At 66.9% G+C, this 13,484-nt stretch carries 12 protein-coding genes; 6 read left to right on the plus strand and 6 right to left on the minus strand.

Features of this window, described 5'->3' with window-relative positions; genetic code table 11:
• Positions 1-67: 67 nt before the first annotated feature.
• Genes SD72_RS14660 through SD72_RS14675 form a run of 4 tightly spaced genes read right to left on the minus strand, consistent with a single transcriptional unit; the run spans position 68 to position 3,639 of the window.
• Entirely contained in the window at positions 68-1,273 is a 1,206-nt protein-coding gene (locus SD72_RS14660; protein ID WP_042545216.1) for an ABC transporter permease, read from the minus strand.
• Complete coding sequence (locus SD72_RS14665) at positions 1,270-2,010, minus strand: ABC transporter ATP-binding protein (RefSeq protein WP_042545217.1); 741 nt, start codon at positions 2,008-2,010, stop codon at positions 1,270-1,272. Before SD72_RS14665 ends, SD72_RS14660 begins: the two co-directional genes overlap by 4 nt.
• Positions 2,007-3,077, minus strand: coding sequence for a peptidoglycan-binding protein (locus tag SD72_RS14670; protein ID WP_052492740.1), 1,071 nt, complete (start codon positions 3,075-3,077; stop codon positions 2,007-2,009). Before SD72_RS14670 ends, SD72_RS14665 begins: the two co-directional genes overlap by 4 nt.
• A 4-nt stretch (positions 3,078-3,081) precedes the next feature.
• A complete protein-coding gene (locus SD72_RS14675; RefSeq protein WP_042545218.1) occupies positions 3,082-3,639 on the minus strand; it encodes a hypothetical protein in 558 nt (185 codons plus the stop codon).
• Positions 3,640-3,822: 183 nt separating this feature from the next.
• Here SD72_RS14675 and SD72_RS14680 point away from each other — a divergent pair, with 183 nt between their 5' ends.
• Genes SD72_RS14680 through SD72_RS14690 form a run of 3 tightly spaced genes read left to right on the plus strand, consistent with a single transcriptional unit; the run spans position 3,823 to position 6,252 of the window.
• Positions 3,823-4,506 carry a response regulator transcription factor gene (locus SD72_RS14680; protein ID WP_042545219.1) on the plus strand — a complete coding sequence of 228 codons (684 nt, stop codon included), beginning with the start codon at positions 3,823-3,825 and terminating at the stop codon, positions 4,504-4,506.
• A complete protein-coding gene (locus SD72_RS14685) occupies positions 4,499-5,803 on the plus strand; it encodes an ATP-binding protein (protein WP_052492741.1) in 1,305 nt (434 codons plus the stop codon). The genes SD72_RS14680 and SD72_RS14685 overlap by 8 nt, the downstream gene beginning before the upstream one ends.
• A 32-nt stretch (positions 5,804-5,835) precedes the next feature.
• On the plus strand, positions 5,836-6,252 hold the full coding sequence (locus tag SD72_RS14690; RefSeq protein WP_042545220.1) for a DUF3151 domain-containing protein: 417 nt from the start codon (positions 5,836-5,838) through the stop codon (positions 6,250-6,252).
• Positions 6,253-6,320: 68 nt separating this feature from the next.
• Here the strand turns inward: SD72_RS14690 and SD72_RS14695 are convergent, their stop codons facing one another.
• A complete protein-coding gene (locus tag SD72_RS14695) occupies positions 6,321-6,902 on the minus strand; it encodes a TetR/AcrR family transcriptional regulator (protein ID WP_042545221.1) in 582 nt (193 codons plus the stop codon).
• A 166-nt stretch (positions 6,903-7,068) separates the two neighbouring features.
• Between SD72_RS14695 and SD72_RS14700 the strand changes: the two genes are divergently transcribed.
• The gene (locus tag SD72_RS14700; RefSeq protein ID WP_042545222.1) at positions 7,069-9,660 is read left to right on the plus strand and encodes an MMPL family transporter; all 2,592 of its coding nucleotides are present in this window, start codon (positions 7,069-7,071) and stop codon (positions 9,658-9,660) included.
• 207 nt (positions 9,661-9,867) lie between these two features.
• Here the strand turns inward: SD72_RS14700 and SD72_RS14705 are convergent, their stop codons facing one another.
• Positions 9,868-10,911 (minus strand): LacI family DNA-binding transcriptional regulator, encoded by a 1,044-nt coding sequence (locus tag SD72_RS14705; protein ID WP_042545223.1) that lies wholly within the window; start codon positions 10,909-10,911, stop codon positions 9,868-9,870.
• A 132-nt stretch (positions 10,912-11,043) separates the two neighbouring features.
• On the opposite strand from SD72_RS14705, the gene uriH reads away from it, so the two are divergent.
• Entirely contained in the window at positions 11,044-11,991 is a 948-nt protein-coding gene (gene uriH, locus SD72_RS14710) for a uridine-preferring nucleoside hydrolase UriH (RefSeq protein ID WP_042545224.1), read from the plus strand.
• Entirely contained in the window at positions 11,992-13,437 is a 1,446-nt protein-coding gene (uriT, locus tag SD72_RS14715; protein ID WP_042545225.1) for a uridine transporter UriT, read from the plus strand. It begins immediately after the preceding gene.
• Positions 13,438-13,484: the final 47 nt, after the last annotated feature.

Below are 13,484 nucleotides of genomic sequence, written 5' to 3' on the forward strand. Positions count from 1 at the left end.
CGCTGGGGGAGGGCGGGTGTTTCGGCGCCGGCGGGTGGTTTGGGAGCGGATCCCGGGCCGAGTCCGCCTAGCCGCTGAGTGCCGCGGTCGGTGAGACGCGCGCCGCGCGCCACGCAGGGACGATCCCGGCGATAGCTCCGACAATGAGGGTCGAACCGATCGCGGCGAGTGGCACGTAGGTGGGAAGCGCAAACGGTAGCCCGCCGGAGGCCGCGAAGCCGGCGGTAGCTGCCGCCCCCAGTCCGGCGCCTGCGAGCCCGCCGAGCGCCGAGAGCACGAGCGCCTCACCGAGGAACTGTCGCCTGATGTGCGCGCGGCGCGCGCCGATGGCTCTGCGCAGTCCGATCTCGCGGCGCCGCTCCATCACGGAGATGATCATGGTGTTGGCGACGCCGATCCCACCAACGAGCAGGCCGAGCGATCCCAGGGCGAGGAGCATTCCCGTAAACGTCTCGTCGGCCGCGCCCTTTGCCGCAAGCGCGTCAGACGGCCGTGAAACGCTCACGGACTCTGGCTTTTCAGGAGAGAGCGTCTGCGGGAGCAGCTTGCGCGTCTTCTGAAGCGTGTCTTCCCCCGACCGCACGTACAGCCTTGTCGGTGCGCCGTCGTAGCCGAGGCGTTCCTTGGCCACTGCGTTGCCGATGAGTGCGGAGGTGTCGAGCTCGGGCGCCAACGCAACAGGGTCGAGGATCCCCACGACAGAGAACTGCTGCCCGCCGAGCCAGATCAGCGTTCCCGGTTGCTCGATGCCCAGCTGCCGGGCAGCACCGCTGCCGAGAACGACCGAGGGGAACGCGGCTGTCGCGTCGTTCAGCCACGCGCCGGAGCGGATCGAGGCAGCGAGGACACGGTCGAGCGCCGTATCGACTGCGCGCACCGAAAGCCCGCCGGTCTCGGCGCTTGGGATGAGGTCGCTGCGATACACGCGTACGCCGCTGAGGGTGCCAACGCCTGCCGATTCGAGCACCCCGGCGACGCGGATCACGCGCCCGGAGGAGTCTTTCGGCAGCGGTGTCTCGGCACCAAACAGGTCCTTCCCTGATTCGACAGTGAGGAGGTTGGTGCCGAGCGCATCCAGCCGTTGCTGCAGCTGCGCCTGGCTCGACGCCGAGATGCCGAGCACCGCAACCATCGCTGCGATACCGATCGCGATGCCGAGCGCGGAAAGCACAGCGCGCAGGGGGCGAGCCCTGATCCCGGATGTGCTCAACTGAATGAGGTCGACCGCGCGGAGGCGCGAACGCTCTTCGGTTGGTCGCTGGAGGAGATTCATGCTGGCTCCCCACTCGCCGCTGCAGCGACGAAAGCAGGCCCCTGAAGCGCGGGGTTCTCGGCGTCGGGCGCCGACTGCTCGTCTTCGATGAGCTGCCCGTCGACGACGCGAACGCGGCGGGGAAGCGACGCGGCGAGCTCGCGATCGTGTGTGATCATGACGACGGTGGTGCCTTCCTTGTTGAGCTGGTGGAGCAGCCGCATGATGCTGGCGCCGGCGGCCTGATCGAGATTGCCTGTCGGCTCGTCGGCGAGCAGCAGCGACGGTCTCCCTACGGTGGCGCGCGCGATGGCGACGCGCTGCCGCTCGCCGCCCGAGAGCTGATGCGGGCGGTGCTGCAACCGGTGACCGAGCCCAACCCGGTCGAGGGCTGCGGCTGCCTCCCGTCGCCGGACTGACCGGGAGTGCCCGCGGTAGAGCAGCCCGTCCCCGACGTTGTCGAGGGCGGATCGACCCTCGGTGAGGTGAAACTGCTGAAACACGAAGCCGATGGTGTGCCCTCGAACGTCCGAGAGCGCGTTGTCACTGAGGACGGAGACGTCGCGCCCCGCGATGATCACCTTTCCCGTCGTGGGGCGGTCGAGCGTGCCAAGGACGTTGAGGAGGGTTGATTTTCCCGAGCCTGACGGTCCGACTATTCCGAGGAACTCGCCCGCCTGCACCTGCAAATTGATTCCCCGCAGCACATCGGTTGGTGGCGCGCCGAAGCTCTTCGTGATCCCTTCGAGCGTGATCATGCTTCCGCCACCACGACTGTGGTTCCGGCGTCGATTCCCTCGCCGGTGATCTCGACGAGCCCGCCGGCGAACAGCCCGGTCTCAACCGCGACCCGCTTGGTGCCGGCGGTTCCCGTTGCGCCCGGTGCGACAACCTCGACTCCGTAGCCGCCACCCGGGAGCGCGAGCAGCGCGCCCACTGGCACCGAGAGCACGTCCTCACGGGTCTCGCTCGTGAACGAAACGCGAACGGTCGCGCGGTCGATGCTCTTCGCGTCGTCTGGGTTGTCGAGCACGACGGTTACGGGGACTATCGGGGTGGTGTCGCCGCCCTGCTCCGACTGCTCGGGCTCGCGTGGCGGATCCACTGCGGTGATTTTCCCCGTGGTCTTTGCGCCGCCTGGGAGTTCTATCTCGACGGGAGCGCCAACCACTGCGAGCCGCTGCTGGGCAAGTTTGAGGTTGATCTCGACGTGCTTACCGAGCTCGGTCACGCGCACGATCTCTGTGCCTGGCGCGGTCTGCGCGCCCGGTTCGAGCTTCGCCGCGGCGATGCGCAGCGGGCCGGGGGCGAAGTGGATCTCGCCCATGCCGATCTCGCCCGTGATTTCACGCCCCATTGCCTCCTGCCAGAGCCTGATGCCCACGCGGGTGTTTTCGTCGAAGACGTCGTCTGGGTCTGCCCAGAAGTAGCCGAGCGCGGCGAGCGACGCTTCGAGCTGTTGCACGTCTGGGCCGCGCTCCATGCCGAGTTCGAAGGCGCGCCACTGTGGGAGCGCGCCAGTGAACAGGAGGACCGGCCTGTTGTCGATGGAGAAGAGTTCTCCCCCAACGCTGAGCTCGGACCCGGGAGGGGCCACCGATGTGAGCGTGCCGGCGCCCCCCGAGATGGCGCGCTCTCCCGTATACCCGAGGTTGCCCTGCACGAGCGTTTGCTCTGAGAGGTCTCCGCGGACGACCTCGGCAGTGGATCGGGGTGGTGGGGTGTGCGGTTTGGGGTCCTGGGGGGACGTGAGGATCACGAAGCCGGTCGCTACGAGTCCCAAGACTGCGACGCCCGCTGCGACGCCGATCCAGCGTTTTTTCACGGCGCTATCCTGCTGGCGTTGGGACGCCGCTGATGCCGCAGGCCTCGAAGGCTTCCTCAGGGATCTCGCTTGACAGGGTGAGGCCTTCGCCCTCGCCCGGGTCAGCGATATCTACGCCCTGTTCGCGGAGGCAGCGTGTGAGTTCGAGCGTTTCCTTGCGCATGCTCTCCTCGGTCATCGGCTTGCCATCGGGGCCTTTCGGCGCCGGTGGTGCTCCGATCTTGTCCTGGCAGACCTTGTCCGCGGCCTCGAATACGTCCATCCCGCCGAGCTCATCGATATTGAGTGCCTCCATTGCGCCGTTCTCTTCTGCTGGCGGGTCTGGGTATGCGATGCCTTCATCTTGCATGCACTTTGCGTACTTCACCGACCAGGAGTGCAAGGTCTCTGTTGAGGCGGCGCTAGCGTTGTCCTCCTCTTCCTGCGCCCCGGGGGCTGAACAGCCGGCGAGTAGCAGCGCCGCGATTGGGATCGTGAGGAGGGCGAGGCGGCTGCGCGATGTTGAACGCCGCCCTGGGGCGTGTTCCGGGGTCGCGGTGCTGTTCTGCATAGTGGTCGTCATCAAGGATGTCCTGTTCTGTGTGCTTGGGTCGCAGGTGGCGCGACCGGTACCCAGTCCATCGGGTGGGCGCTAAGCAGGGAGTCTGCAAAAACACAGACCTTTTCTTAATGTCCAGCGTGTTTGACTGTGCATACGATTTCGGCGTTCGGTGCGCCCGGAACGTGAAACGTAAGGGCGTGCAGTGTGCGGGTGTTGATAGTTGAGGACGAGGTGCACCTCGCGGAGGCCGTGCAGACGGTGCTGCGGCGCTCGTCCATCGCGGCCGATATTGCGTTCGACGGTAATGCGGCCGTCGAGATTCTCGGTCACACTGAATACGACGTGCTCTTGCTCGATCGCGACCTCCCCGGCATGCACGGCGACGACGTCTGCCGTTGGGTGGTCAGCAATGCACCTGGCACGAGGGTGCTCATGCTCACCGCAGCGGGGCTGCTCGACGAAAAAGTTGACGGGTTCGCGCTCGGAGCTGACGATTACCTCGTGAAGCCTTTCGACTTCCCCGAGCTCATCGTGCGCCTCCAAGCCCTGCACCGCCGCAACGCCGCGCCGCTGCCCCCGGTGCTCGAAGCTCACGGTGTCACCCTCGATCCGTTCCGACGGGAGGTGTTCCGCGACGGCCGCTACGTGCACCTGAGCCGGAAGGAATTCGCGCTACTGCGAACGCTCCTTGAGGCGAACGGTGGTGTCCTCAGCGCCGAACAACTGCTCGAGCGCGCCTGGGACGAGAACGCGGATCCATTCACCAACGCGATCCGCGTCACGATGTCCACGCTGCGCAAGCGGCTCGGCGAGCCTCGCATCATTCACACCGTACCTGGCGTTGGATACCGTGTCGGTGCGCCGGTGGCGGCGGTGACCGATGCGTAAGACGAGCCGGTTTCGGCTCACCATTCGCGCCCGCATCACGCTGAGCGTGGCCCTGCTCGTCGCGCTCGGTGGGGGAGTCATCGTTGCCGGCCTGAACATCTTCATGCGATACGGGCCGGTGTGGGCGATCCCAGCGAGTGCGACCGTAGCGGCAAGCAGCAGCGCGACGACCGATAACAATATCGGCGGATCCGCGGTGCTCAACGTCGATACATCGGGCGCGGGTGCCACGGACAGGGAAGGGTTTACTGAGACCGTTCCTGCGCTAGAGATTCGGACCGTCGACGACGTCTTTGACACGCTGCTGTGGTCGTCTATCGTCGCGCTCGTCTTGATCGTTGTGGCCGGCGCGCTCGCCGCGTGGATCCTCGCGGGGCGCGTGCTCTCTCCACTGCATGAGATTAACGCGGCAGCGCGTTCCGCCACGCCAAGCAGGCTTGACCGCAGGGTCGCGTTGCAGGGCCCCCGCGACGAGCTCACCGACCTGTCGGACACGCTCGACGCCATGCTCGACCGGCTCGAGCAAGCCTTTCGCGCGCAGCAGCTGTTCGCGGCGAACGCCTCCCACGAGCTTCGCACCCCGCTCGCGACCGAGAAGGCGATGCTCGACATGCTGCTCGATGGCCCGGAGCCCAGCGCAGCCGAGTACCGGGAGGTTGCGGTGAAGCTGCGCGACGTCAACGCGCGCAGTATCGCGATGGGGGAGGCGCTGCTCGATCTCACCCGCTCACAGATGGGCGTCGGGGTGGCGGATCGGAGCGAACACGAACCGCAAGACGTCACCGACCTGCTCGAAGCGCCGCTGGCGCGGGCACGCGAGGTCGCTGCGCGGAGGGGGCTCACCGTCGAGGCAGCCGTCGAGCCACACAGCGTGAACGCGAACCCCGAGATGCTCGGAAGGCTGCTCGACAACCTCCTCGGCAACGCCGCGCGGCACGCTGTCGCCGACTCTGCCGACTCTGCCGACTCTGCCGACTCCGCCGACTCCGCCGAGTCGGGCGAGCCGATCCGGCTGAGCTGGGCGCGAGAAGCCGGGACGTCGGTGCTGCGCGTCTCCAATGCCGCACCGACGCTCGACCGCGAGACACGAGAGCGGCTCCACGAGCCGTTTGTGCGAGCGGGAGGCCGGGTCCGCGCTGACGGCGGCAGCGGCCTTGGCCTCGCGATCGCCGCCTCGGTGGCTCAGGCCCACGGTGGCACGCTCACGGTCCTTGACCCCGAGGGCTGCGATGCCGACGGCGGGGGAGTTGAGGACTTCACGGTCGAGGTGCGCTTCCCGTCGCCCGCGGAGAGCTGACCCGCTTCAGCTCGGCTCGCTACACTTGCGCCATGATCGGCGAAAACCTTCTCGGCCCAGAACCCACGCTCCTCGCACCTGAAGCGGAGGTTGCAACGGCGCTCGCCGCAGGGCGCGATCCCGAGTCGGTCGTGCGTGAGCACCCAGAGTCACCGCTCGCGTGGGTTGAGCTCTCAGACGAGGCTGCCGCGGCGGGCCGTGAGATCGAGGCGTACGCGTTTGCGCGTGTCGGGTACCACCGCGGTCTCGACACGTTGCGCAAGTCGGGCTGGCGTGGCGCGGGCCCCGTTCCGTGGTCGCACGAACCGAACCGTGGTGTGCTCCGCGCGCTGTACGCGCTCCGACGCGGCGCTGCTGCGATTGGTGAGACCGCTGAGGTCGAGCGCCTGACCGAGTTCCTCAATGGCGCAGACGCGACGGCGATCGCGGAGATTGAGGCCGCGCGGTAGTCGCGAGGCGCAGCACAACGGACCCCCGGCCTGAGCGCCGGGGGTCCGTTGCGTTGGTGCGGAACCAGCTAGCCGGATCGGGTGCCGAGCGTTGCGTCCACGAGCCTGCGCGTCTCGGCGGGAGTCATTGGCGCACGGGCGAGCGCGCGGAGGATGATCGTGCCGACGAGCGCCTCAGCGATTTCGTAGAGGGGTGCGTCCGGTGTGAGGTTTGGCGCCTCGCCGATGCCGGCCGTGAGCCTCCCCGTGAGCGTGTCCTCGCCGCTGATGCTGCTGCGCACGCGAACTGCGACCTCGGGGTTGTCGGCGGCTGCGGCGATGAGGGATCGGAGGAGCCCGTCGCTGTCGGGGTCGCCAAGCGTGGCGAATACGTCGTCGAGCCAGTTGGCGAGGTCTTCCGCGACGTGCCCGCGGTTGGGAACCGGATGAGCCTGTTTGAGGAGCATTCCCTCGACGAGGCACTCGGCGATGATCGCGCTTTTCGACTTCCACCAGCGGTAGATGGTCTGCTTGCCCACCCCCGCGGCCGTTGCGATGCCCTCGATGGTGAGCCGTTCGAAGCCGACCTCTGCGAAGCGCTGCGCCGTGGCTTCGAGGATTTTCAGCCGGGCTACCTCGCTGCGCACCGGCCCGCTGTGCGTGGGCGACATGGGAGCCTCCTGTGTGTTTGGCGAGGAATTTGTCTAGACGAGACGTTGCGTCTTATTCTAACAAGGTTGGCTAATCCGGGGAAGCGTTGGCCCAACGCTCGCGTCCCGGAACCCGGTGCGAGTCCCCAGCACGTATGACGCGCGAGCGCGCAAGAACGGGAAGCACATGGCCGAGCTATTACATCGATTGGGGCTCTTCGCCTCCCGACGGGCCTGGCCGGTACTCACCGCGTGGGCAGTGATCCTTGGCCTGTCCGCCGGCGGATTCCTCATCGGGTTCAAGACCCTCACCTCGAGCTTTGACGTGCCAGGAACCGCATCGGGCAAAGTCATCGAGGAGCTCGAGCACAAGCTCCCCGATTTCAGCGGAGCCGCAGGCACCGTCGTCTACGCGACGCAGGACGGCAGCGCGCTCACCGAAGAGCAGCGCTCGGAGATCAGCAAGCTCGTTGCCTCGGCTGACGGGTTGCAGGATGTCGCCGCGGTCGTGGATCCCTTCGAGACCGAGACGCAGCGCGCCGAGCAGGCTGCTGACCTCGAGGACGGGCGTACGCAGATCGCGGACGGGCGCAAGCAGATCGCGGACGGCCGCGCCCAGCTTGCGAGCGGCCAAGAGCAGCTCGATGCCGGCCGCGCGCAACTCGCCGCAGGTCAGCAGCAGCTCGATGCTGGCAGGGCGCAGGCAGAGGCCGCGGGTTTCCCGACCGAGCAGCTCGACGCGCAGCAGGAGATGCTCGACACGCAGGCGGCGGAGCTGGACAAGCAGCAGGCGATCATCGACGACGCACTCGCGGAGATCGCGAAGCAGGAGACGGAACTCGAGGAGGGCCTCTCCAAGCTCGATCTCGGAGCCGAACTCATGGGCTACGCCGACGGCATCCGCATGGTGTCGGAGGACGGCAGCACCGCGCTCGTCAACGTCGCATTCACCGAACCGCGCCTTGACCTCTCCGAGGACGCAAAGAACGGCGTGATTGACCACTTCGAGTCGAGCCCGATTGCTGGTCTGCAGCTCGGCTTCTCGACGGACATCGCTCAGGGCATCCCGAAGATCCTCGGCGTTGGCGAGGTCATCGGCGTACTCATCGCAGCGGTTGTGCTCATCATTGTGCTCGGATCGTGGCTCGCGGCAACGTTCCCGCTGATCACCGCGATCACGGGCGTCGGTATCGGCTCCCTCGCGACGCTCGCATTCTCCGGGGTCGTGCAAATGGCTTCGGTCACGCCGATCTTCGGGGTGATGCTCGGCCTCGCCGTCGGCATCGACTACGCGCTGTTCATTATCAATCGACACCGCAAGCAGCTGCTCGAGGGCATGCCCGTTCGTGAATCGATCGCGCTTGCGAACGGAACGGCTGGCACCGCAGTGGTCTTCGCGGGAGCGACGGTCATCGTGGCCCTCCTCGCGCTGAACATCACCGGGATTCCGTTCCTCGGCCTCATGGGCACGGCTGGCGCGTTCAGCATCCTCGTCGCCGTGCTGCTCACCATCACAGCGATCCCGGCGCTGCTTGGCCTCGCGGGCGATCGCGTGCTCGGGAAGAAGGGCCGCGCGGCTATCGCCGCGTCCCGCTCAGCTGGCGCGGACGCAACGGTTGCTGCCGCGCAGGCGAATCCTCAGGCGAAGGGCGCCAAGGTCGCGAAACCGATCCGCGCGATGCCAACGTGGCGAGCCGTTGTGACGGCTGTCGGCGTGGTTGTTGCGCTGCTCATCATCGCGATCCCCTCGCTGTCGATGCGCATGGGCCTGCCCGGCGGAGAATCTGAGCCGGCAGGATCCGCTTCCTACCTCGCGCACACCCTCACCGAGCAGCAGTTCGGCGAGGGAGCAACTGGCACCGTGCTGGTTACGGCGGACCTCCCCGCGGGGCTCGACGACGACGGCCTCCTCGAAGCGCAGGTGCGCGTCGCGGGTGAGCTCTCCGGACTCGCCGACGTCACCGCCGTCGCTCCCATCGCGGTCTCTGATGACAACAGGATGGCGGCGTTCCAGGTGATCCCCGCCGAGGGGCCAAACAGCGAATCGACCGAGGCACTCGTGCGGGAACTGCGCGAATTGCCGCCGGTCGACGGCACCATCAACCTCGGCGTTGCCGGCCAGGCAGCGATCAACATCGACATCTCGGAGGGGCTCGCGGACGCGCTTCCGGTCTATCTTCTGGTGGTCGTCGGGCTCTCCTTCCTCATCATGATGATGGTCTTCCGATCGCTGCTCGTTCCGCTGATCGCGACAGCAGGCTTCGTGCTGTCGCTGTTTGCGACCTACGGTGTCGCGACGGCGGTATTCCAGTGGGGATGGTTCGGTGAGCTGCTTGGCATTCACACGCCGGGCCCGCTGCTGAGCTTCCTGCCGATTATCCTCGTCGGGATCCTGTTCGGGCTCGCGATGGACTATCAGCTGTTCCTCTCGACGGGGATGCGGGAGGCGTACGTGCACGGTGCTCCTGCTCGGCTCGCGGTCGCGCAGGGCTTCCGGGCTGGGCGGCGCGTGGTGATCGCGGCGGCAATCATCATGATCGCCGTGTTTGGCGGCTTCATCAGCTCCGACTCGGTGATGATCAAGTCGTTCGGCGTTGGCCTCGCCGTCGGTGTTGCGCTCGACGCGTTCTTGGTTCGGATGCTGCTCATGCCAGCGGTGATGCACCTGCTCGGGAAATCAGCATGGTGGCTGCCGAAGTGGCTCGACCGGATCCTCCCGAACGTCGATGTCGAGGGCGCGAGCATCGAACGCAAGCACCCGGCACCCAGCGGGGAGTAGCAGCGGGGAGCCGGTGCGCACGCGCGCCCCGGCTCCCCACCCCGGTGGATCGAACCTTCGATGAGCACACTGGAGACTCATAGACCTCGAACGATGCGAAGGTTTCGGGAATCCGTCGGCGCGGGCTCAGAGTGCCCCGCCGGCCGAGCGCCTGAGCGCCTGAGGATCTGAGTATCTGAGGATCTGAGTGCCTGAGCGCCGGAGCAGCTACGACGAATCACGCACGATCAGGCGCGCGCCGATGAGTGGAACCGTGGAGCGTGGGTCGGTCCCCGCGTCGGGTGCTGGTGCCTCCCGTTGGCGCTGCAGCGCCCGCACGGCCCCCCGCCCGAGCGCCTCGCCCGGTAGTTCGACCGTTGTGAGCGACGGAGACACGATCGCCGAGGCAGGCAGGTTATCGAAGCCGGTGACCGCGAGGGTGCCAGGGACACTGATGCCGAGCTCGCGCGCCGCACCCAAGACGCCGTACGCATGGGAATCGGTGGCGCACACAAGGGCAGTGACACCTGCATCGCGCCACCGCGGCCAGTGCTTCGCGAACGCGGTCGCGGCACCATCGGGGTCGATGAGGCTCGCGGCCTCGGCAATCGCGACGAACTCCATGCCGCGCTTGGCCGCCCCGTGCTCGATGAGGGTGCGCCGCAGCTCAAAGGTTTCGGTGCGGGTGAGGCTGTCGAGGTACCCGATGCGCGTGTGGCCCTTGGCTGCGAGGTGATCGAGGAGTGCGCCGATGCCGCCCGTCAGGTCGAAATTCACGGTAGGGGCCTGGGTTTCGCGCCCTGGCGCATCGAGCAGTACGAGCGGGGCCCCGGCTGGCAGGTCTCGCAGGAATTCGTCGTCTGGCGCCTCGACCAAGAGCCCGGCCGGCCGCAGCGCGACGAGGCGGTGCACGTCGGCGGCGCTCGGGTTGCGACCCTCCCCTGTTACGGAGAGCAGCAGCTGGTACTCGTTGCCGAGTTCGGCCTTGATGCCCGAGATCACCCGGCCGTAGAAGGGGTTCGAGAGGTCGGGTGCGACGAGGATGACGATATTCGAGGTGCCCTTCGCGAGGGACGACGCGGTGTGATCGACCACGTACCCGAGCTCGTGCACGGCCGCGAGCACCCGGTCGATGTTCGTCTGTGAGACGCGACCGGCGGTTTTCCCGTTCACCACGAGCGAGACGGTGGCCGTTGATGTGCCCGCCCGTTCAGCTACTTCGGCGGCTGTCACGCGGGCCGGCCGCTGCGAGATAGCTTCGGGTCGAGACATTCCCTCATTCTAGCCGCGGGCATTCAGCACAAAGGGTTGCAACGTCAAGCGCTTTGCGTGTTATCGTAAAGCGCTTGACGTACCCAACCGCCCGCACGCGCACGCGCGAGCAACGGCCCCAAGGATGTGGAATTGACTAAGAAGATCATTCTCGACTGTGACCCAGGACACGACGATGCCGTTGCCATGCTGCTCGCGCACGGCAACCCGGACATCGAACTGCTCGCGGTGACCACCGTTGTCGGCAACCAGACGCTGCCGAAGGTGACGCGCAACGCGCTGTCCGTTGCTCGCGTCGCTGGCATGACGGGCGTCCCGTTCGCTGCCGGTGCGGCGCGCCCCCTCGTGCGAGACATCGAGGTCGCTCCCGACATCCACGGCGAGTCGGGCCTCGACGGCCCCGAGCTTCCCGAGCCGGAGATCGAGCTCGATCCGCGCCACGCGGTCGACCTCATCATCGACACCGTCATGGCCCACGAGCCAGGCACCGTGACGATCGTTCCGACCGGCGGCCTCACCAACATCGCCATGGCGGTCCGCAAGGAGCCACGCATCGCCCAGCGCGTGAAGGAGGTCGTCCTCATGGGCGGCGGCTACCACGTGGGCAACTGGTCGGCCGTCGCAGAGTTCAACATCAAGATCGACCCAGAGGCCGCGCACATCGTGTTCAACGAGTCGTGGCCCGTCGTGATGGTCGGCCTCGACCTCACGCATCAGGCGCTCGCCACCGACGAGGTCGCCGCCCAGATCGCCGCGGTCGGAACGAAGCCCGCGAAGTTCGTCGGCGAACTGCTCGACTTCTTCGCGCTCGCATATAAGGATGCCCAGGGCTTCGACGCCCCGCCCGTCCACGACCCCTGCGCGGTCGCGTACGTCATCGACCCGACCATCGTGAAGACCGTGAAGGTGCCGATCGACATCGAGCTCACCGGCACGCTCACCCTCGGCATGACCGTTGCAGACTTCCGCGCCGAGGCACCGGAGGATTGCACCACCTGGGCAGCCACCGAACTCGACGCCCCCCGCTTCTGGAACCTCGTCACCGAGGCCCTCGAGAACATCGGCGAGGTTGACTTCTAAATGAACACCCTCGCTCAGAAGTCGTCCGTTCGCGTCGGCTCACTCATGGTCGCGCTGCTCGCAGCGTGTATCGCTTTCCAGCTCAACGCCTCGATGCTGAGCCCAGCGCTCGTCACCATGGCGAAGGAGCTGAACACCGACGACGCGACGATCGGTCTCTCGCAGACCATGTTCTTCACGGCCGCGGCGCTCTTCTCGCTGTTCCTCCCCCGCCTCTCCGACATCATCGGCCGCAAGCGCGTGCTCGTTGGCATGCTCGCCATCATGGCTGTCGGCACGGTCATCGCTGCGCTCGCAACAAACGTCGAGATGCTGTTCGTCGGCCGCATCATCCAGGGCGTCACCGGCCCCGTTGTGCCCGTCACGCTGCTCATGCTCCGCAACGAGATCCAGGATCCGAAGCGCTACGGCACCATGATGGGCGTGATCACCGCGGTCAACGGCGGTATTGCCGGCATCGACGCGCTCGCCGGCGGCTGGCTCGTCGCGAACCACGGCTTCCGCTCGGTGTTCTGGACGATGACCATCGTCGCGGTCGTCGCGATCGCGTGCGTGCTCGTCTGGGCACCAGAGAGCCGCCCGTCGAAGGACACGAAGATGGACTGGCTTGGCGTCGTGCCGCTCGTCGTGTCGATCGGGTCGTTCCTCACATTCCTGAACTTCCTCGGCGCGGTCAACGAGAGCAACTGGTTCATCGTCTGGGCGCTGCCCGTGCTCGGCCTCGCGTCGTTCTGGGCATTCTGGGCGCTCGAGTCGAAGATTGCTGCTCCACTGATCCCGCCGAAGTACCTCAAGCAGCGCTCGAGCTGGGCACTGCTCGTCACGACGCTCCTCACGATGACGGGTGTCTTCGCTGTCGTGAACGGCCTCGTCGCGTCGATCGCGCAGAACACCGAGGCCGGGTTCGGTCTCGGTGCGGATCTCACGTCGCTCTGGTTCCTCATGCCGTATGCCGTTGCCGGGTGGATCGTTGGCCCGTTCGCCGGTCGCCTCGCTCCGAGCTTCGGCTACCTCAACGTCATGCGCGTCGGCATGCTCGGCACGATCATCGGCACCATCGTGATGGCGTTCGTTGGCGTGCACTCGCTTCCCGTGCTCATCGTCACGACGATCGTGCTCGGCATCACCTACGCGGGCATCGGCAACATCATGCTGAACGGCCTCGGCATCGTGCTCTCGCCGAAGGACAACCCCGGCTTCCTCCCCGGCCTGAACGCTGGCGCGTTCAACCTGGGTGCCGGTGTGAGCTTCGCGATCCTGCCCGCCGTGCAGCTGCTGTTCACCTCGGCCGACGACCCAACGTCGACGACCGGGTACAGCGCGGGCATGCTCGCGGGTGCCGCGATCTCGATCCTCGGCTTCGCGATGAGTTTCCTCATCCCGGCGCCGAAGGACGCCGAGGTCACTGCCCCGGCTGCTCCGGCCGCCCGCGCGACCGTAAAGTAACGCCGATCAACGTATTCTAGGTTCGTGTCCCCGAGCGGCTGCGGCCG

The organism is Leucobacter komagatae (genome assembly GCF_000834055.1).
Taxonomy (GTDB): Bacteria; Actinomycetota; Actinomycetes; order Actinomycetales; family Microbacteriaceae; genus Leucobacter; species Leucobacter komagatae_A.

What these genes read in the sequence shown, in the direction of transcription:
- uriT (WP_042545225.1), top strand. Translation starts at nt 11,992, where the DNA reads ATGAACACCCTCGCTCAGAAGTCGTCCGTTCGCGTCGGCTCACTCATG.
- SD72_RS14705 (WP_042545223.1), bottom strand. Translation starts at nt 10,911, where the DNA reads ATGTCTCGACCCGAAGCTATCTCGCAGCGGCCGGCCCGCGTGACAGCC.
- SD72_RS14665 (WP_042545217.1), bottom strand. Translation starts at nt 2,010, where the DNA reads ATGATCACGCTCGAAGGGATCACGAAGAGCTTCGGCGCGCCACCAACC.
- SD72_RS14695 (WP_042545221.1), bottom strand. Translation starts at nt 6,902, where the DNA reads ATGTCGCCCACGCACAGCGGGCCGGTGCGCAGCGAGGTAGCCCGGCTG.
- SD72_RS14660 (WP_042545216.1), bottom strand. Translation starts at nt 1,273, where the DNA reads ATGAATCTCCTCCAGCGACCAACCGAAGAGCGTTCGCGCCTCCGCGCG.
- SD72_RS14685 (WP_052492741.1), top strand. Translation starts at nt 4,499, where the DNA reads ATGCGTAAGACGAGCCGGTTTCGGCTCACCATTCGCGCCCGCATCACG.
- SD72_RS14700 (WP_042545222.1), top strand. Translation starts at nt 7,069, where the DNA reads ATGGCCGAGCTATTACATCGATTGGGGCTCTTCGCCTCCCGACGGGCC.
- SD72_RS14690 (WP_042545220.1), top strand. Translation starts at nt 5,836, where the DNA reads ATGATCGGCGAAAACCTTCTCGGCCCAGAACCCACGCTCCTCGCACCT.
- SD72_RS14675 (WP_042545218.1), bottom strand. Translation starts at nt 3,639, where the DNA reads ATGACGACCACTATGCAGAACAGCACCGCGACCCCGGAACACGCCCCA.